Source organism: Acetobacterium sp. (assembly GCF_039830195.1).
GTDB lineage: Bacteria > Bacillota > Clostridia > Eubacteriales > Eubacteriaceae > Acetobacterium.
The window spans coordinates 33,149-52,198 of the sequence record NZ_JBDODG010000020.1 but is presented as its reverse complement, the minus strand read 5'-3'; the positions used below and the strand labels follow the sequence as shown (position 1 = coordinate 52,198).

General features: G+C 43.6%; 17 protein-coding genes. 13 read left to right on the top strand and 4 right to left on the bottom strand.

What is annotated here, in order from left to right; translation table 11 throughout:
* The first annotated feature begins 575 nt into the window (after positions 1-575).
* From ABGU93_RS07460 to ABGU93_RS07435, 6 genes are all read left to right on the top strand, one after another.
* Entirely contained in the window at positions 576-926 is a 351-nt protein-coding gene (locus ABGU93_RS07460; RefSeq protein WP_347412847.1) for a hypothetical protein, read from the top strand.
* Between the two features lie 210 nt (positions 927-1,136).
* Positions 1,137-3,011 carry a hypothetical protein gene (locus ABGU93_RS07455; protein WP_347412846.1) on the top strand — a complete coding sequence of 625 codons (1,875 nt, stop codon included), beginning with the start codon at positions 1,137-1,139 and terminating at the stop codon, positions 3,009-3,011.
* 163 nt (positions 3,012-3,174) lie between these two features.
* Entirely contained in the window at positions 3,175-3,825 is a 651-nt protein-coding gene (locus ABGU93_RS07450) for a dienelactone hydrolase family protein (RefSeq protein WP_347412845.1), read from the top strand.
* A 28-nt stretch (positions 3,826-3,853) separates the two neighbouring features.
* Positions 3,854-4,582, top strand: coding sequence for an NAD-dependent protein deacylase (locus ABGU93_RS07445; protein WP_347412844.1), 729 nt, complete (start codon positions 3,854-3,856; stop codon positions 4,580-4,582).
* Between the two features lie 9 nt (positions 4,583-4,591).
* A complete protein-coding gene (locus ABGU93_RS07440; RefSeq protein ID WP_347412843.1) occupies positions 4,592-5,830 on the top strand; it encodes a helix-turn-helix domain-containing protein in 1,239 nt (412 codons plus the stop codon).
* Between the two features lie 467 nt (positions 5,831-6,297).
* Positions 6,298-7,239 carry a hypothetical protein gene (locus ABGU93_RS07435; RefSeq protein ID WP_347412842.1) on the top strand — a complete coding sequence of 314 codons (942 nt, stop codon included), beginning with the start codon at positions 6,298-6,300 and terminating at the stop codon, positions 7,237-7,239.
* A 55-nt stretch (positions 7,240-7,294) separates the two neighbouring features.
* Here ABGU93_RS07435 and ABGU93_RS07430 read toward each other — a convergent pair whose 3' ends face one another.
* The 4 genes from ABGU93_RS07430 to ABGU93_RS07415 form a co-directional block, all read right to left on the bottom strand.
* Positions 7,295-8,380 (bottom strand): hypothetical protein, encoded by a 1,086-nt coding sequence (locus ABGU93_RS07430; RefSeq protein WP_347412841.1) that lies wholly within the window; start codon positions 8,378-8,380, stop codon positions 7,295-7,297.
* Positions 8,381-8,536: 156 nt separating this feature from the next.
* Positions 8,537-8,941 (bottom strand): formylmethanofuran dehydrogenase subunit E family protein, encoded by a 405-nt coding sequence (locus ABGU93_RS07425; protein ID WP_347412840.1) that lies wholly within the window; start codon positions 8,939-8,941, stop codon positions 8,537-8,539.
* A 69-nt stretch (positions 8,942-9,010) separates the two neighbouring features.
* Complete coding sequence (locus ABGU93_RS07420) at positions 9,011-10,369, bottom strand: PFL family protein (protein ID WP_347412839.1); 1,359 nt, start codon at positions 10,367-10,369, stop codon at positions 9,011-9,013.
* Positions 10,370-10,380: 11 nt separating this feature from the next.
* Positions 10,381-10,650: an ACT domain-containing protein gene (locus ABGU93_RS07415; RefSeq protein WP_347412838.1), complete on the bottom strand. Its 270-nt coding sequence runs from the start codon at positions 10,648-10,650 to the stop codon at positions 10,381-10,383.
* A 269-nt stretch (positions 10,651-10,919) separates the two neighbouring features.
* Here ABGU93_RS07415 and mraZ point away from each other — a divergent pair, with 269 nt between their 5' ends.
* From mraZ to murD, 7 genes are all read left to right on the top strand, one after another.
* Positions 10,920-11,351 carry a division/cell wall cluster transcriptional repressor MraZ gene (gene mraZ / locus ABGU93_RS07410; RefSeq protein WP_347412837.1) on the top strand — a complete coding sequence of 144 codons (432 nt, stop codon included), beginning with the start codon at positions 10,920-10,922 and terminating at the stop codon, positions 11,349-11,351.
* Positions 11,352-12,308, top strand: a complete 957-nt coding sequence (gene rsmH / locus ABGU93_RS07405; protein WP_347412836.1) for a 16S rRNA (cytosine(1402)-N(4))-methyltransferase RsmH — start codon at positions 11,352-11,354, stop codon at positions 12,306-12,308.
* 15 nt (positions 12,309-12,323) lie between these two features.
* Positions 12,324-12,707, top strand: coding sequence for a hypothetical protein (locus ABGU93_RS07400; protein ID WP_347412835.1), 384 nt, complete (start codon positions 12,324-12,326; stop codon positions 12,705-12,707).
* 61 nt (positions 12,708-12,768) lie between these two features.
* Complete coding sequence (locus ABGU93_RS07395; RefSeq protein WP_347412834.1) at positions 12,769-15,177, top strand: penicillin-binding transpeptidase domain-containing protein; 2,409 nt, start codon at positions 12,769-12,771, stop codon at positions 15,175-15,177.
* 149 nt (positions 15,178-15,326) lie between these two features.
* Positions 15,327-16,700 (top strand): UDP-N-acetylmuramoyl-tripeptide--D-alanyl-D-alanine ligase, encoded by a 1,374-nt coding sequence (gene murF / locus ABGU93_RS07390; RefSeq protein ID WP_347412833.1) that lies wholly within the window; start codon positions 15,327-15,329, stop codon positions 16,698-16,700.
* A complete protein-coding gene (gene mraY, locus ABGU93_RS07385) occupies positions 16,700-17,674 on the top strand; it encodes a phospho-N-acetylmuramoyl-pentapeptide-transferase (RefSeq protein ID WP_347412832.1) in 975 nt (324 codons plus the stop codon). The genes murF and mraY overlap by 1 nt, the downstream gene beginning before the upstream one ends.
* Before the next feature lie 12 nt (positions 17,675-17,686).
* Entirely contained in the window at positions 17,687-19,048 is a 1,362-nt protein-coding gene (murD, locus tag ABGU93_RS07380; RefSeq protein ID WP_347412831.1) for a UDP-N-acetylmuramoyl-L-alanine--D-glutamate ligase, read from the top strand.
* Positions 19,049-19,050: the final 2 nt, after the last annotated feature.

Here is a 19,050-nt window from a genome sequence, read left to right as displayed (position 1 = left end):
GCCGAAAGTACTTGGTGGGCAACTGCCTGGGAGGATAGGACATTGCGGGACTTTTTTTGCGTGAAACAACGAGCCATGCGGCGAAAAATATAAAAAATAGAGATCAAAGAGCAAATTTATTTGTTTTTTGGTCTCTATTTTTTATATTTTTAGGAAGGAGCCATCTGGCGACTGACGCGACGTAGGCGCAGCGCAGCGAAGCCGAAGTGCCGCATGAGTGAGTACGACGGTAGTGAAGTTAAGAGATTGATTCAAGTTCACTTGAAAATCAATGTTTATATCTGTATTTTTTTATGGGGCGAAGCCCCAAACGTAGGCGCAGCGAGAGCTGCGCCGGAGTTGCACGAATTCATTAGACGGCAGTAAGGTTTCACCGCTCTTTTTGTATTTTTTAGGAAGGAGCCATCTGGCGACTGACGCGACGTAGGCGCAGCGCAGCGAAGCCGAAGTGCCGCATGAGCGATTATGATGCCAGTAGTTTAAAACCAATTTATTTCCAATACCTAATATTTTCATGCTATAATAAAATGCACCAATAATATTATCTCAGTAGATTTTTCAAATAGGAGCCACTTATGAAAAAAAACTTGCCATTATTAATACCGGTATTACCATATCTGATTATGACCTCCTTGGTCTTCTTTATCTTGCCCACACTTGATCCGAATTCTAGGTATTTTTCACTTTTTATGATGTTGATTATTCCCGCATACTGTTTTGTTTCGGCCTTTTTTTATGGACTAAAGAATGGGATCGTCTGGTTTTATCCGATCTTTATTGGAATCATTTTTCTGCCACCGATATATATTATTATCAATACTAAGGCGTTGCTATTTGGAGGTATTTTTGGAGCAGTTGCTGTATTGGGAATGTACCTGGGTAGTATCCTAAAAAAACGAAACGATGATAATCCGGACTCTGAGTAAGAAGCATATGGGATGATACTTACAAATATTAATAAAATCGCAAATCAGTGAAAATGAGCGTCAACAATGATTGAAGGACGTATTTGAATGTGATAAAATGTTTCCGTCAAATAATGAAGGTTAAGATAACATAATCCTCACAATCAAAACAGGAAGGTTGCATAGTCTTAGGGTTCAGACAAAAATAATTAACTTAGAAGAGGTGCTAAAATGGATGAAGTTGGTTTTTTAGAAAAGCTACGGTACAAATTTGACAACCTGATGTCAAAAGGAACAGGCGTTCTGTTATTGTCTCTGGCCAGTGCTACGGCAATTATGATAGCTGTTATTTCACTGATCGTCTGGATTACTCAATCGGGTCCAACATCCAGTTTTACCGAGCTGCTGTGGATGGGCTTAATGCGAGCGATTGACTCCGGAACGGTAAGTGGTGATACCGGAAGTATTGGTTATATCTTTTTAATGTTTGTTACTACCCTGGGTGGTATCTTTATTCTTAGTATATTAATTGGGATTTTAACAACTGGGATTGAATCGAAATTAGATTCTCTCAGAAAGGGAAGATCCCGGGTTATCGAAAAAGACCAAACAATTATTTTAGGATGGTCTGAACAGATCTTTACGATTATCGAAGAATTGATTGAAGCGAACAGCAATCGTAAGCATGCCTGTATCGTCATCATGGGTAATCATGACAAATCCGAAATGGATGATGCCATCCGGGAGCGGATCACTGATATGAAAACCACAAGGATAGTAACCCGACAGGGAAATCCCATCGATATCGATGATCTCGAAATCGTCAGTTTAAATACTTCTCGATCAATCATCATCATTCCCGAGGATGACACCCGGGTCATCAAAACAATTCTAGCCATTACAAATAATCCCAATAAACGGAACGAGCCATATAACATTGTTACTGTTTTAAAAGACCCTGAAAATGTCCAGGTGGCGCAGATTGCCGGCAATAATCAAGCAGAAATAATTCTCAGTGATACATTGATTTCTCGTATTATTGCACAAACCTGCCGACAGCCGGGCCTTTCGACCGTTTATACCGAACTCTTGGACTTTGGTGGAGATGAAATTTACTTCAGCGACTGTCCCGAAGCAAATAATAAAACGTTCGGTGAGGTGCTATTTTTGTTTGAAAAATCAACTGTGATTGGTATCCAATCTGAGGGGAAAACTTATTTAAATCCGCCGATGGAAACAATTATACTACCGGGAGATCGAATTATTGCCATTTCAGAAGATGACGATACCATTATTGCTAAAGCAGATCAGGGCCATACTGTTGATGAAAGAGTAATTATGCAAACTTCCGCAGATGAATCGGATAGTCCGGAAAAAACGTTAATCTTAGGTTGGAATGATAATGCCCATTTAATTATTCAAGAAATTGATAATTATGTTCCCCTATCCTCAATCCTGACCGTTGTTTCGGATTGTGTTGAAGATGAAGATTTTCAGATGGCCCTCAGCCAGGTTGTCAATCAGAAAATTGAACTATTAAAGGGTGACCCCAAAGATCGAAGTATTTTAGATGACTTGATGGTCAAAAATTACGACCATGTCATTATCCTGTCTAATAATTCTGGACTTGATGTGCAGGAATCCGATGCCAACACCCTGGTGGTTTTACTGCAACTCCGGGATATCTCCGAAAAACTCAATTGTCGTTTTTCCGTTGTCAGTGAAATGATGGATTTCAGAAACAAGAAATTGGCGGAAGTGACAAAGGTCAACGACTTTATTGTCAGTGAAAAACTCATCAGTTTGATGCTGACTCAGGTTTCGGAGAACAAGATGATCAATACGGTCTTTGAGGATTTATTTGATGCCGACGGTTCAGAGCTTTATATTAAAAAAGCTGCAAAATATATTAAGCCAGGCGCAGCCGTTAATTATTATACCCTGGTTGAAGCAGCAAAAAGAAAGAACGAAATTGTCATTGGCTATGTGATTGCCGCAGAACAAAAAGATGCAAAAAAGGACTATGGTATCTATATTAATCCGGACAAATCAACCGTCGTCAGTTTGGGTGAAAAGGATGGCTTGATCGTCATTGCTGAAGATTAAAATTAGGATAAACATCAATAGCAATCCAAAAAACAATCGCCGAAAAAAGCTTTCGGCGATTGTTTTTATAATTAGCACTACATGGTGATTGCATCGGACTCCACGACACTTATTTGTGTGAGTGGAATAAACTGTTTGAAAATTAAAAGGAGGAGAATGATGATTGCGTCAACTTGGTATCAAATGGTATCATTGCAGAGAAGTTAAAATGACTATTTTTGAGCAAAAAATAGGGTCGGAAAAAGCGGTTGTAATCATCCCGGAAATTTACGGAATCAACCAGTATATAAAAGACTGGGCAGATTTTTTTAAAGATCAGGGTTACGATGTGTTTTGTGTGGATCTGAGCGGTCGAGGACATGTTTATAAATATTCTGAAAGCAATGAAGCTTATAGTGAGTTTATGACAGAAATTGGCTTTGAACGATACAAAGAGATCGCGGTCTATATTAAGGAACTAAAATTGTGCTATAAAAAAATCATCGTGTTTGGATCAAGCGTCGGAGCTACCATCGCCTGGCGATTGACCGAGAGCCGATGTTGTGATGGAATGATCGGCTTTTATGGATCACGAATCCGGGACTATCTGGAGGTCAACCCGATTTGTCCCTGCCTGCTGGTATTTCCGGAGCAGGAGAAATCCTTTGAGGTGCAGGCGATTATTCCAAAACTTAAACATAATGGGACGGTTGTGACCCGCGTTTTGCCTGGTGAACACGGCTTTGCCGATCCTTATGGTAATGATTTTAATGAGCAGTCAGGAAAAAAAGGGCTGGATATGGTAAAATGCTTTTTAAGAAAAATCGCATACTGATAAATGTTTTGAGAAAAGAGGCTAAATCATGAACGAGATCGAAATTTTACAGGAAATGACTGATAAAGCTGAGAATGTTGTTTTCTTCGGCGGTGCAGGGGTATCCACCGAAAGTGGCATTCCAGATTTCAGGAGCGTTGATGGGCTGTACAACCAGACCTATCAATATCCGCCAGAAACGATTCTTTCCCATGAATTTTTTATGAATAACACTGAAGAATTCTATCATTTTTACCGCAATAAAATGCTGTACCTGGAAGCTAAACCAAATGACGCCCATATAAAACTGGTAGAATTGGAAGCCCAGGGGAAATTGAAGGCGGTGATTACCCAGAATATTGATGGTCTTCATCAACAGGCGGGCAGTAAAAAGGTGCTGGAGCTCCATGGATCGGTCCATCGCAATTACTGTATGCGTTGTCAGCAATTTTATTCGGTGCAGACGATTCAGGAAAGTCAGGGGGTGCCAAAATGCAGCTGTGGCGGAACGATCAAGCCGGATGTGGTCTTGTATGGAGAAGGTTTGGATAATGATGTCATGAATCGGTCATTATCGGTCATTGCCAAAGCAGACGTTCTGATTATTGGCGGAACTTCGCTGGGAGTATATCCGGCAGCAGGACTCATCGATTATTATCGGGGCAGGAACCTGGTACTGGTAAATAAAACTGCAACCCTGATGGATTCCCGGGCAAATCTGATCATTAAGGGAAGCATTGGCAAAGTATTTAAACAACTGAAATGGAGTGAAAACTAAAAAACGATTATGGATAGCCAAACTGAACTGAGATACCGACAGAGCAATCGATTATTAAGATTGCTGCTAGACAACCACACGGTTGAAGAGGTGGTGGAAACCATTAGTTATCTGATGGAAAAACCAGTTCTTTTTATAGACATAAATTTTTCTATTCGCGGCATGAGCCGGACCGATGAGATTACCGATCCCTCGTGGAATTTTGCCATTTCCAAAGGATTTTGCAGCCATGAGTTTATTTTTGAAATTGTTAATATTGAAGAGGTCAAACGTTTTCCCAAGGAACGGACGCCCTATGTCGTCGGTTTAGAAAGTGATTCAAAGGTATTAGTATCGCCGGTGATCATTCGGGGCAAATATGCCGGTGCCATGGTGATGTTTTTTGAAAATTCTGAAGTGACAAATCAACATTTGGAGTTATTGCTGCTGGCTAATGAGGTGCTGACCGAAATTATTTTAAAGATTCCGATGTATAAATATATTCGCGGAAATATGAATGAGGGGATCCTGATGGATCTGATTGAAGGTCGCGACAAGGAAAATGCGGATTTTAAATCATGGGTCCTGGAATCAGAACTTAATACCAGCAATAATTTATGTGTACTGGTTTCAGAACAAGATGATGACAATCTCTATCAGGAGGTCATCAAAGATTCGTTACGAGATGACTTGTATCATGTTTTTCCGAAGTCCCATGCAATTTTTTATGGTAATCAAATGGTTGTTTTATGTACGGACCTGGAAAAAGAAAAAACTGATAAGGGAATCAATCGGTTGAAGAATTTTATCGAAAAACACGCATTGCGAATTGGGATGAGTGATTTTTTTCAGGGGATTGAGAATTTTCAAAACTATTATTTTCAAGCTGGCGCAGCCATTCGCATCGGTGCAACGATCCATGAGCAAAAACGATTTTTTTATTATGGGGATTACAAATTTTTTCATTTGCTTGAGAAGGTAACCAGTGACGATGGAAATAAACTCAGGGATTTTGTACAGAGCGGCTTGCTGACGCTTGAAAAATATGACCGACAGCATCAATCGGAACTGTTCTATACGTTAAACATGCTCATCGAAAAGGGGTGTAATTACAAAGAAACCTGCGAAGCCCTCCATATTCATCGCAATACCCTCAGTTATCGCATCGATCGGATCAAAGCTCTGACGCAACTGGACCTTACGGCGCCGAAGGTTCAGTTTGATCTGGCATATTCGTTTCGGATTTTAGAATTTCTGAAATATCAGTAAATGCTGGCAGCGGGGCTTGTTATGGGATGTCGTGACAATTTGGACGGACGGCTGTTTTTTAAGTAGCTGGATGCTGTGCAAAACGCACAGAATTACTTTGATATTTTGTTAATGATAACTGATGATTTTTTCAGAAAAATAGCGTATTCTAACACAAAGGGATTGTGACCCCTTAATTAGTATGTTTAAAGTTCATACTAAACCCCTTAATCCAAGAGAGCTCAGGCTCTTTTTTTTATGAATAAAAAAATTTAATTGATGAATATATTTTTTGGCAGTTATACAGGATGAGATGTCGAGGAATGATCCTTGTGAGTGATGCACAAAGGATGAGAGATATTTTGGTAATGGCGACCATAGTAAAATTTTGTCCTTCTTGTTAAACTGATCTTGTAAACATTATCAGAGCCACTCGATAAACGTTAATGTGTTTACGATAATCTGAATACGATTAAAAGGAGAAAAAAATGGACTTAACATTATTAATTGCTGCTTTTGGCGGCGGGTTGTTTGCAGCCGCCATCGGCGGTGTGCCATCATTTATTTTTACCGGGTTAACAGTAGTTGCCGCAATTTTAGCCGGCGATTTTGGCGCCCCAGCCATTGGCATCGTCAGCTTTGGATCATGGTTCTCGCCATGTGTCGCTTTTGCCGGTGCGGTAGCCGCCGCCGGTTATGCTAAAAAAATCGGAAAACTGGAAGTTGGCGGAGATATTATTACGCCCCTGGCAGGGTTAAAAGATGCTTCAGTTTTACTGGTTGGCGGAATATTTGGTATTATAGGTTACTTACTAAACTTTACCGTCGGCACTCTAATTGGAGCAAATGTATTTGGATCAGCAGCCTGGACCGACACCGTTGCTTTAAGCGTAGTCATTTCAGCTATTCTGGTTCGGTTACTGTTTACCAACTCCGGTTTAACCGGAAAAACACCGGCTGGAGTGACACGACATTATCTGCCTCAGGGTTCGGACTTAATTTTTACCATTGTTCTGGGCGCCGGATTTGGTATCCTGATTGGTGGAATTGTGGCAGCCTTCGGAAATATGGCATTGGCCGGTTCTGAAGAAGCCGCTTATATTTTCTCACAAATGGGTGGCTTTGCCTTTGGGATTGCCGCATTTGGACTGGTCTTTGCCTGCATGGGACTACCTTTCTATGGCTGCCATCATATCGTTTTACCAGCCGCTTCAACTGCAATCGTTGTTTTCTCAGGTACATTAAGCCCAGTGGCAGCGATTATCGCCGCTGCCATCACCGGTATCTTAGGGGCCTTAATCGGTGAGTTCGCCGGGTTAACCTTTAACAGCTATGCAGATAGCCACATCGACCCACCGGCTTGTACAATCTGGGTTTTACAGCTGATTAACTTTTCAGTACTGCCTTTAATTTTACCTTCTATTATGTAATTTAGTTATCGAGTGGTAGAGACTTTTGCTTTTGCAAAAGTCTCTTTTTTAGCGCCTATAGTAATGATAAATTCCGCTGTAAATTGACTACAAAATCCTGGATGTTAGTGATAATCGACTTCGAGCTGAGGCTACCCCGGTCTTTAAGCTTATTGACCACAAATTCGGAGATGTCCACGGTATAAAAATATACCGGCCGAATCACGCCATCAACCAACTGGTAGGAAGGGGTCATATTGCCGGTGGCAATCGTATGAAGCTGGGTCGCCAGACAGATGATCGTGGTGGCTTTTTTGGTATGTACCCGCAGGGCATCCTGGGCGCTATAAACATCAGCATAGACGCCGGGTAAGGGCCCGTCATCGCGGATCGAACCAGCTAAAACCATGGGAATGTCATTTTTAATGCAGGAACTGACAATCCCGTCTGCGATTTTATATTTTTCAATTAGCTTTTCCAGGGAACCGCAGCTCCGGGCACGATTAATCGTTTCGATATGATGATAGTGACCCAGTGATTTATTTTCTTTGGAATAGATGTCCTGACCCAGGGCCGTGTTGAAAAAGTGGGATTCCAAATCGTGGGTTGCCAGAGCATTCCCGGCGAAAAGAGCATCCACATAGCCCATTTCGATCAGGTGGGTCATGGCATTTCGGGAGTCCTGATCAAAGGTAACCGCCGGGCCGAGAACCCAGAGAATATAGCCGTTATCGCACTCGAATTCCAAGAGTTGATAGAGGCGGTCATAGTCCCGGGAGTAGGCGGTTTCCCGGGAATTGGAGGTACGAAACGAAAAATTATCACCATCTGGCTGCTTTTTACTGAAAGCAAAATGATCGACATAAACACCGTTTCCGCCATCTTCATGGCGTCCGACGACAATCGCATCGCCTTTTTTGACATTTCTGAATTCGATAGCATGGGGCCGATCATTGACAATGACAACCACGCAGTCCATCCGGCTTTCAGCCATCAGCTGCCAGGTATCATGGATTTTAAAATACTCGGGGTAGATGGTCGTGGCGTAAAAGTTTTCGGGAACCACCCCATCCATGGGAGCAGGCATCGTTCGAACGCTGGGGGCTTTGACAAAAAAGGTTTCCGTAAAATCAGGAGCTGTATAAACGGGCAGAGTAAACATATGAGCACCTCGATATCAGATTTAATAGTAAATTATTTTATAGTATATCACACCAAAGCGGTCAATGGCAGCGAAAATGGACGGCGCCAAATCAAAATAACACCATCACTGATTAGTCTGGACCAATCAGTGATGGTGTTATAAATAGGGGACTTGTTAAGCTTTTTCGGGTAATTCAAAATGGGGTTTTTCGAAATCGAAAAGTTTTGCTGCATCAGGTTCGTTGAGCAAAAATGCTTCCATTTCATCACGCTCCATTGGCGGAAGCTCTTTCAAAATCAGCCGGACACTCGCGCCGGTGGTTTGATTAAAAACGGAAAAAGCCTGTTTTCCACCTTTTATAAAGAACAGATTGCCTTTTTCGCCAGTACACTCCAGTACCACCCGGATTCCGTCAACACTGCAGGACTCATTCTCAGCGACACAGACAATTTTATCATCTCCGGCCAGATCAAGAGAAAGAGCTTCAATAGCTTCCAAAGCAGCGCGCACACCAATAGCCAGGCCGGGACAGTGATGCCCGTGATAGCTTACACATTTTTTCCATAATTCTTCATTCATTTATTTGCTCCTTTCGATAAAATGGGAGACCCACTGTCGCGGGTCTCCCAAGTTGCAAATCTGATTGCATTAGTTTTTAAAGCTGTGAATCGGCGCCGGGATCTGTCCGCCACGATTTACAAAAACTGAACAGTCATTTTTATTCACTGGCATAATCGGTGCCCGGCCCAGGAGCCCACCAAATTCGGCGGTATCACCCACATCTTTCCCATAAACTGGGATGATCCGAACACCGGTGGTTTTATTATTGATGACGCCGATGGCGGCTTCATCTGCTAAGATGCCGGAAATGGTGGAAGCAGGCGTATCACCAGGGATGGCGACCATATCGATGCCGACTGAACAGACACTGGTCATGGCTTCCAGTTTGTCAAAGGTCAGGGCGCCGCATTCTACCGCTTCGATCATTCCTTCGTCTTCACTAACTGGGATAAAGGCGCCGCTGAAGCCGCCCACTGAGGTGGAGGCCATAATACCACCCTTCTTAACGGCATCATTGAGCATCGCCAAAGCTGCGGTGGTACCATGGGTACCACAATGTTCCAGACCCATTTCCTCCAGAATTCGGGCTACACTGTCGCCGATTTCTGGGGTTGGTGCCAGGGACAGATCCAAAATACCAAAGGGGACATTCAGGCGTTCAGCTACCGTCGTACCAACCAGATGGCCGGCCCGGGTAATTTTAAAGGCGGTTTTTTTGATAATTTCAGCCATTTCGCCAAAGGAAGCGTCCTGGGCTTTTTCCAGTGCCCGCTTGACAACCCCGGGGCCGCTGACCCCAACATTGAGGACGGATTCGGCTTCACCAACGCCGTGGAAGGCGCCTGCCATAAAGGGATTGTCTTCAACCGCATTGGCAAAGGCCACAAACTTGGCACAGCCGATAGAATCAGCATCCCGGGTCAGGTAGGCGGTTTCTTTAATCACTTCGCCCAGCCGTTTAACGGCATCCATATTAATCCCGGCTTTTGAGGAGCCAAGATTGACCGATGAACACACGCAATTGGTGGTTGCCAGAGCTTCAGGGATGGAGTCAATCAAAATCCGATCGCCTTTAGTGAAACCTTTGGGGACCAGGGCGGAAAAACCACCGATGAAATTAATGCCGACAGTTGCGGCGGCAGCATCGAGTATTTTAGCATATTCAACATAATTAAGATCATCGCTACTGCCGGCGATGAGTGCAATCGGAGTTACTGAGATCCGTTTATTGACAATCGGGATTCCCAGTTCATTTTCAATGCGTTCCCCTTCTTTGACCAGGTTTTCGGCCAGGCGGGTAATTTTTTCATAAATTTTTTCTCGACTTTTGGCTCCGGAGGAATCAATACAGTCCAGTAATGAAATTCCCATGGTGATGGTCCGGATATCCAGCCGCTCTTTTTCGATCATTCTAACCGTCTCGAGGACGTCTTTAAACATTGCCATAATCGGGCCGCCTAAATGGTGTGCATGGCATTGAAAAGATCTTCATGCTGAATACGAATGGACATACCGATGGTTTCGCCAACTTCTTCAAGGGCGGCTTTGAGGACATTGAAATCAACAGACATATTTGTCATGTCCACAAGCATGATCATGGTGAAAAAATCATGCATAACTGTCTGGCTGATATCTTCAATATTGACACTGTTTTCAGCCAAAATTTTAGATACATTATAAATTATTCCGGTGCGGTCTTTTCCAATAACCGTAACTACTGCTCTCATTTAAATAACTCCTTAATTTTCATTATTTTATAAGTTTAAACTAAAACCCGGACAATCACAAGATATAATGTAGAATTCTTGCAGGAAACACAAGAGTGAATTTATTTTTAAGTTTTTTGATATAAAATTAATACAAATGTTGGGAATTATTAACAAAATAAATCATGGTTTTTTGCTTAATAGCCGGTTTCTCAACTTGTGAAGGGTGGTGGAGTGTGGTATAATGTGGAAGAAAATGGAAGAGCGAAGTAAGAAGGAGGGGGATCAGGATGTTTTTTGGAGAGTATGAACATAATATTGATGACAAAGGACGATTGATCATTCCTTCAAAATTCAGAGAATCACTGGGCGGAGAATTTGTCTTAACCAAAGGACTGGATTGCTGCCTGTTTGTTTTTTCCATGGAAGAGTGGGAAAATTTTGAAAGCAAATTAAAATCTTTGCCAGTATCGGATAAGGATGCACGTGCATTCACCCGATTTTTCTTTGCCGGTGCCGCCGATTGCGAACTGGATCGACAAGGCCGGGCGAGCGTTCCACTTTCTCTGCGTAAATATGCAAAAATAACAAAAGAGGTGACCATTATCGGGGTTTCAAATCGCTTGGAAATTTGGGACAGTCAACTATGGTCCAGCTATAACGATAACGATGATTTAAACTATGAGGACATCGCCAATAATATGGCAATGCTGGGAATATAAATGAAACCACAAACATTTTCACACACCACCGTTTTACTGCGGGAATCCATTGAAGGCCTGGACATTAAGCCAAACGGTATCTATGTGGATTGCACCCTTGGCGGGGGTGGCCATTCCCAATGGATTTGTGAATCATTGGATGAAAGCGGCATTTTGGTCGGCATCGATCAGGATGATTATGCTTTGGAGTATGCCAAAAATCGTTTGGCGGCTTTTACCTGTCAACGTCATTTTGTAAAAAGTAATTTCGCCAGTTTAGCCAAGGTTCTAAAGAGCCTCCATCTCTTTGGGATCGACGGTATTCTATATGACCTCGGGGTTTCGTCATTTCAACTGGATGACGATACCCGAGGCTTTTCTTATCATAACGATGGTCCTTTGGATATGCGCATGAACCAGTCGGCGGAATTAACTGCCGAAATAGTGGTAAATGACTATGCTCCCGGGGAATTAAAAAAAATACTGTTTCTGTATGGCGAAGAAAAATTTGCCAGTCAAATTGTCAAATCGATCGTTAAAGCCAGAGCGCTTAAGCGAATCACCACCACTTTGGAGTTAAGTGAAATTGTCAAGAATGCTTATCCTCCTAAGGAACGTTTCAAAGAAAAACATCCCTCAAGAAAAACATTCCAGGCGATTCGACTGGAAGTTAATGGGGAATTGAAAATATTGGAAGATGCTTTAACCCAGGGTCTTGAAGCCCTGAAACCAGGCGGAAGAATGTGTGTCATCACCTTTCATTCACTGGAGGATCGGGTCGTTAAGCATCTCTTTAGAAACAAAGCCAATCCCTGCACCTGCCCGTCGGATTTTCCCCAATGTGTTTGCGGAAAATCTCCGGAAGTGAAGCTTATTTCCAGAAAACCGATTGTTCCGGGGGCTGATGAGACTTCAGAAAACCGGCGTTCGCGAAGTGCAAAACTGCGGATTGTTGAAAAGCTGGGAACAGAAAGTTAAACAAAGGAGCGTTCCATGGCGACGACAAGAAAAAGAGTAAAAATGCCCAAACAGCAAGTAAAGCATATGACCACAAGTTCTTATGTTATGCTTATTGGCTTGATTGCGTTTGTGGCGATGATCGGCATATTATTTCAACATGCACTGATCACCGAAAAAAATACTGAAATTCGCGACCTCCAGAAAACCCTGGAGGATGCTATACAGGTCAATGACAGTAAAGAAGGTCAGTTGGTAACAAATATGAATCTTCAGTCGATTGAGGCTCAAGCCAGAGGTTATGGCATGAGCGAACCGGTTCAGGAACAATATCGCCGGGAACTGGTGACCGAAAAAAAGGAAGAGTCACTGATGACGGATTCACAAATTGTCAGGAGCTGGTTTGAAAATTTATTTTAAGTTAGGGTTTATTTAAGCTGTATCAGGTAAGCTTAACTGAATAAAAATTTGGAGAAAAAATGTGAATAAAAAAAAGAAGGCACAACGAGAGATTGGACCAGTCGGCAAACAGAATCGCATCATGATTGCCATGGTTATACTTTCATTGTGCTTAATTATTGTTATTGGAAAATTGTTTTCCCTGCAAATTGTGAATTCGACCGGAAAATATGAACGACAAGTGGACCAACTTGTCGAAGAAGTACCAATTAAGGCGTCCCGTGGGGATATTTATGATCGGAATAAAAATGTTCTGGCTAAAGATTCCTCAGCTACGGCGGTCAATGTAATTCCTTATGAGGTGGAAGATCCTGAGCGGCTGGCCAAAACGTTAAGCAGCAAACTGGGCTTAAAGGTTGAAGAGATCCAGACAAAGATATCCGTTCTGGAGAATGACATTGTTGAAGTCAAAACCGGTATCAGCCAGGGCGCCGCAGTCATCGTGCTCGGCCACAATTTTGCTGGCGTAACGATTGAAGATGGGACTTTGTATTTTGAACCAATCAAAATCAAAGATCCCGGAGCAGTGGCCTCGGCCATTTCCAAAGATCTGGACTATAATTATGAATCGCTTTATGACAAAGCCACCCGCAAGGAAAATCAACCGGTGCTGATTTTAGGAAAGGTAGACAATGCCCTGGCCCTGGAAATCAGGGAATCAGAAGCGATTAAAGACGAGGAAGGCGAAATCGAAAGCTATAACGGGATTGAGTTGTTGGATGATTACCGTCGTTATTATACCAATGGCAACTTTGCTTCTTATATCCTCGGTTTTACGGGGACGGACTACAGTGGGCTCTATGGTGTCGAATCAACTTATGAAGATGTCTTAAGTGGTGAAGATGGGGTTGTTTATTTTCAGAAGGATGCCGATGGCAACCAGATTCCTTCCCAGACCAAGATTCTCAAAGAACCGGTTCAGGGAGAGGATATCGTCTTAACCATCGACAGCAATATTCAGCTGATGGCTGAAAAGGCGGTGGAGGAAGCTGCAGCGACCTGGAAAACCAAAAGCGTTACGGCTATTGTGATGGAAACAAAAACCGGAGAAGTAGTGGCTATGGCGACCACCCCTGATTATAATCTCAATGATCCATTTACCCTCGATCCTAATTTTGCAGCGACCCATGCGGCCGATCTGACTGGAAAAACGGAGCAGGAGAAACTGGCTGAAATGTATAAGAATCAGGCCGTCAGTTTTATCTACGAACCGGGTTCCACCTTTAAAGCCCTGACAGGGGCCGCCGCCCTGGAAGAAGGCGTCATTACCCCGGACACGGTGGTTTATTGTGGGGGATCGATTCAAATCGGGGATGCTGTCATCAACTGTGCGACCGGCCCCCACGGCAGTATTACCGTTTCCGACGCCATCGCTCATTCTTGCAATCCGGGGCTGGTACAGATTATTGAAAAATTAAATCCCGATGTTTTTTACCAGTATGTCTATAATTTTGGACTGGGAGAAACCACCGGAATTGAACTGGATGGCGAGGAAGCCGGAATTGTCAATCGGTTGTCTACCGCCAACGGCGGGATCAATGAAGTGGACTATGCCACCTTTTCATTTGGACAGGGTTTGGCGGTTACGCCGATCCAAATTGTCAGTGCCTTAAACTGTGTTGTTAATAATGGTTATTATGTAAAACCGACGATTATCTCCAGCGAAACCAAAGGCCAGGCAATCGAGTCACCGAAACAGATTATATCAAAGGAAACTTCAGCAGCCACCAGAGAAATCATGCGTAAGGTGGTGGGCTATGATGCCGATATGACAGCTCTTTCAGAAGGTTACAGCATTGGCGGAAAAACGGGAACGGCCGAAAAGTTCATCAATGGCGAATATTCCAGTTCCAAGTATGTCACCTCCTTTTATTGTTTTTCGCCAGTGGAAGATCCCAAATATTCGGTTTATGTTGTCTTGGATGAACCGGCGGCTGGCGCCTATGGGAGCACCAGTGCGGCACCAACCGCCATCAGTTTAATGAAACAGGCCCTGAACTATAACTCGGCAGATACCACCCTCAGTGGTGCAGCAACTGAAGAAATTCAAAAAGGGACCATCACAGTTCCCGATCTGGTCGGTCAAAACATCGATTTTGCCGCCAGTATTCTGAATGAAAAAGGGATAAAATACGTCGTTGATCCGGCCACCAGCGGCACCACGGTTGTCAGTCAGAGCCTGCCCACCAATTCGGTCTATGATCCGAATACAGAGTTGATTCTGGCTCTGGGAAATGCCGACACCGCGGCTGCCGGAACAGTTATTGTCCCTGACTTAAAAGGACTATCGATTCAAAGTGCCAATGAAATTCTCACTGGATTAGGACTGAATCTTAAAATTACCGGTAATGGTTTTGCTTCAAGCCAAACTCCGGCAGCAACAACCGTTGTAGAAAAGGGCAGTGACGTCAGCGTAACGTTTACCCCATAGTAGAGTAATAGAAAAGCGAGGGGGAAATCCTTGCTTTTCTTTATGTTCAAAGTTTGATATAATATTCAGGTCTTTTTGGACAGTGGATTGCATTTCGAAAATTGCGTAAGTGCGGACTAAAATTAAGAAAGAAAGTTCAGGTAGTATCCATGGAAAGTATCAGTATTGATGAAATACTTCACATTACCCAGGGGGAATTGCTCCAGGGAAATCAGTCACTGGCAATTACAAATGTCGCCATTGACAGTCGCAAAATAAAAAATAATGACTTGTACGTGCCCATTATCGGGGAAACAAATAACGGTCACGACTATATCACTCAGGCTTATTCTAACGGTGGCCGGGTTTGTCTTACCGAGGAAAGAAATCGATCATTTCCAGCGGAAATGACAGTTATTTATGTCGCTTCCACACTGGCGGCCATGAAAGCTCTGGCTGGTTTTAACCGGCATCGTTACAATATCCCCGTGATCGCAATTACTGGCAGCAGTGGTAAAACAACCACCAAGGATCTGGTCGCATCGGTGCTTTCACAAAAGTATCATACCCTGAAAACAGAAGGAAACTTAAATAACGAATACGGCATTCCCCAAACCCTGTTTAATTTGGGACCTGACCATCAAATCGCGGTGATCGAAATGGGAATGGACCATCTGGGAGATATTTCGAAATCTATCCAGTTGGTCGAACCGGATATCAGTGTGATCACCAATGTGGGTCTCAGCCATATTGAACGCCTGAAAACCCAGGAGAATATTTATCTGGCCAAAAAAGAAATCCTTCAGACCTTATCAAGTGAGGGTATTGCCTATGTCAATGGTGATGATGAATTTTTAAAGCGAATTACAGCAGAAAAAAAACCTTATCAGGTTAAAACCTTTGGCTTACAGGGGGCGCATACCGTCACAGCCCGGAACTACACTTCCTCGCAAACCGGTCTGGAAATCCAGGTGGAATGGGAACGGCGAAACGAAGTCTTCACTTTTAATTATCCCGGGTCACATAATGTCTATAATTGTCTGGTGGCCATTGGCTTAGGGTATTTCTATGAAATGACCCAACCGGAAATACAAAAAGGGCTTGATGCTTTTGTCCCCAGTAGCAATCGGATGGATATTTTCACGATTGGGGCAATCAAGGTTATTAATGACTCGTACAACGCCAATCCTGATGCCATGCGGGCGACCCTGGATGTTTTAGCCACCCTGGGCCGAGACTACAAGCGAAAAATTGCAATTCTCGGCGATATGCTGGAAATGGGTGAATATGGGCCAGCGGCACACCTTGAAGTGGGCCGTTACGCCAGGGATAAGGCAGATATCTTGATTGGTGTCGGCGAACTGGGGCGGTCGATTTGTCAGGGCTATGAAAATGCCGGGACGGTCTATCAGGTTACAGATGCCCTGGCAGCCGGAGCATGCTTAAAAGAAATCATCCAGCCTGCGGATATCATTCTGATCAAAGCATCCCGGGGCATGGGTCTGGAACGGGTTATTGATTTTATTAAGGAAGGTGGTCAATAATGGAAATGACAATTTTACGAACAGGACTGATCAGTCTGCTGATTTCATTTTTTGTTGTATATTTTGTGACGCCCCGGTTTATCCCCATGCTCAAACGTTTGAAATTTGGACAGGCCATCAGAGAAGAAGGCCCCCAGAGCCATCTGGAGAAATCAGGAACCCCAACCATGGGCGGACTGGTGATCCAATTGGGCGTATTGGCAGCTTTTATAATCTTGTCGGTGCTGATTGGCAACTGGGACTTTTTCCCGATTCTGGTAATGCTTTATTTCGGAGCGGTAGGCTTTATTGATGACTATATCAAGGTGGCCAAAAAACATAATCTGGGTCTGCGGGCCTGGCAGAAAATGGTGCTCCAATGTATTGGGGCGTTGGCCATTGCCCTGTATGCATATTATTCACCGGCGATTGGTTCGGAACTGGTGGTACCGTTGATGAACCAGACCGTTGATTTTGGGATCTGGTATGTACCATTTACCTTTATCGCGGTGGTATCGATTGTCAATGCCGTTAATTTAACGGACGGATTGGACGGATTGGCATCGGGGGTAACCCTGATTGTTGCCATTTTCTTTTTTGTCGGATCCCTGGTCCTGCCCCAGGCCGATACCAGTATCTTTATTGGTGCCATTATTGGGGGCTGTTTGGGTTTTTTAAGACATAATTCAAATCCCGCTGACATCTTTATGGGAGACACCGGTTCGATGGCATTGGGAGGAGCAATTGTGGTAATGGCCATCATTACCCAGCTGCAGATTTTTTTACTCATCGCCGGGGCTTTGTTTGTCATCGAAGCTTTATCGGTTGTCATCCAGGTGGGCTATTTTAAATCCACTGGAGGAAAGCGGTTTTTTAAAATGGCCCCGATTCATCATCATTTCGAATTGTCTGGTTGGAGCGAAACCCGGGTTGTCACTGTCTTCTGGGTCGCCACTGCCATTTTTGTAACCATTGCATTTATTTGTTTAGGATAGGAGAAGCGCATTATGAAAAAAAGGACCCTGGTGATAGGAGCCGCCCGAAGTGGGGTAGCTGTCACAGAATTATTATTAAATCATGGCGAAGCAGTGGTATTAACCGATACCCGGGCATCAGGCATTGTCTTAAAAGAATTTCCTCAGATTCTGGATTATGAAAAAAATCCCGATTTTGAATCGATTTTCGGTATTCAGCCAAGTCCGGAGATCTTAAAAGTAATTGATGAAGTGGTGGTAAGCCCCGGGGTGCCGTTAATTATCCCGATTATTCAAGCAGCTTATGAACAGGGTATTCCTGTCACTGGAGAGGTTGAAGCAGCCTATCGATTGACAAAAACACCTTTTATTGCCATTACCGGAACTAATGGAAAAACCACCACCACCACCCTGCTGGGTGAAATATTTAAAGCCTCAGGCCGGGGAACCTATGTGGTGGGAAATATTGGTGATCCGATTACCAATTATGTCGATAATGCGACCGCAGATGAAGTATTTGTGACTGAAATCAGCAGTTTCCAATTAGAGACCATCCATACCTTTCGCCCCCGGGCAGCGGCGATTCTCAATCTGACGCCAGATCATCTGGATCGCCACCTGACGATGGAAAATTATGTCAACGCCAAAGGCCGGATATTCGAAAATCAAATCGCTGAAGACCTGCTGGTATTAAATGGCGATGATCCATTAGTCTGCGAATTAGGCGAAAAAGCGATTTCCAAAAAAGCGTTCTTCAGTTATCAAAAAACCGTGGATTATGGTGCCTGGTGTTTAAATAACGAAATCTATATTAACACCGGTCAAGAAACCATTTTTGTTTGTCGGGAAGACGAACTGGGGATCATTGGTCCCCACAATATCATGAATGCCCTGGCGGCAATGACCCTGGCCCATTTTTCAGGAGTTGGATTGGATGTTATAGTCCAGGTGCTTAAAACCTTTAAAGGCGTGGAACACCGGCTGGAAATGGTGGGTTGTTTTGCTGGGGTGACCTATATCAATGACTCCAAAGGGACCAATACCAATGCCACCATTACCGCTCTTAATGCGGTAAAAGAACCGGTTATTTTGCTGGCCGGGGGCTATGATAAAAAAGAAGATTATTCCGAACTGATGGAGCTGGTGGCCAAACGCGTCAAAAGACTGATTGTTTTAGGTGTGACTGCCGATGATCTCATAAATACGGCCAAGGCCAAGGGCTTTACGGCCATCACCAAGGTTGACAATTACGAGGAGGCCGTTGCCAGTGCCAAAGCAGCAGCAGTATCCGGTGATACCGTCTTGTTGTCACCTGCCTGCGCCAGCTGGGATATGTTTGACAACTATGAAATCCGGGGTCGGGTTTTCAAGCGACTGGTGACCGAAAATCAATAAGA

Bases quoted from the DNA above. Each gene is read 5' to 3' on its own strand.
- ABGU93_RS07460 (WP_347412847.1), top strand. From the start codon at position 576: ATGAAAAAAAACTTGCCATTATTAATACCGGTATTACCATATCTGATT.
- ABGU93_RS07455 (WP_347412846.1), top strand. From the start codon at position 1,137: ATGGATGAAGTTGGTTTTTTAGAAAAGCTACGGTACAAATTTGACAAC.
- ABGU93_RS07445 (WP_347412844.1), top strand. From the start codon at position 3,854: ATGAACGAGATCGAAATTTTACAGGAAATGACTGATAAAGCTGAGAAT.
- ABGU93_RS07440 (WP_347412843.1), top strand. From the start codon at position 4,592: ATGGATAGCCAAACTGAACTGAGATACCGACAGAGCAATCGATTATTA.
- ABGU93_RS07435 (WP_347412842.1), top strand. From the start codon at position 6,298: ATGGACTTAACATTATTAATTGCTGCTTTTGGCGGCGGGTTGTTTGCA.
- ABGU93_RS07430 (WP_347412841.1), bottom strand. From the start codon at position 8,380: ATGTTTACTCTGCCCGTTTATACAGCTCCTGATTTTACGGAAACCTTT.
- ABGU93_RS07425 (WP_347412840.1), bottom strand. From the start codon at position 8,941: ATGAATGAAGAATTATGGAAAAAATGTGTAAGCTATCACGGGCATCAC.
- ABGU93_RS07420 (WP_347412839.1), bottom strand. From the start codon at position 10,369: ATGGCAATGTTTAAAGACGTCCTCGAGACGGTTAGAATGATCGAAAAA.
- ABGU93_RS07415 (WP_347412838.1), bottom strand. From the start codon at position 10,650: ATGAGAGCAGTAGTTACGGTTATTGGAAAAGACCGCACCGGAATAATT.
- mraZ (WP_347412837.1), top strand. From the start codon at position 10,920: ATGTTTTTTGGAGAGTATGAACATAATATTGATGACAAAGGACGATTG.
- rsmH (WP_347412836.1), top strand. From the start codon at position 11,352: ATGAAACCACAAACATTTTCACACACCACCGTTTTACTGCGGGAATCC.
- ABGU93_RS07400 (WP_347412835.1), top strand. From the start codon at position 12,324: ATGGCGACGACAAGAAAAAGAGTAAAAATGCCCAAACAGCAAGTAAAG.
- murF (WP_347412833.1), top strand. From the start codon at position 15,327: ATGGAAAGTATCAGTATTGATGAAATACTTCACATTACCCAGGGGGAA.
- mraY (WP_347412832.1), top strand. From the start codon at position 16,700: ATGGAAATGACAATTTTACGAACAGGACTGATCAGTCTGCTGATTTCA.
- murD (WP_347412831.1), top strand. From the start codon at position 17,687: ATGAAAAAAAGGACCCTGGTGATAGGAGCCGCCCGAAGTGGGGTAGCT.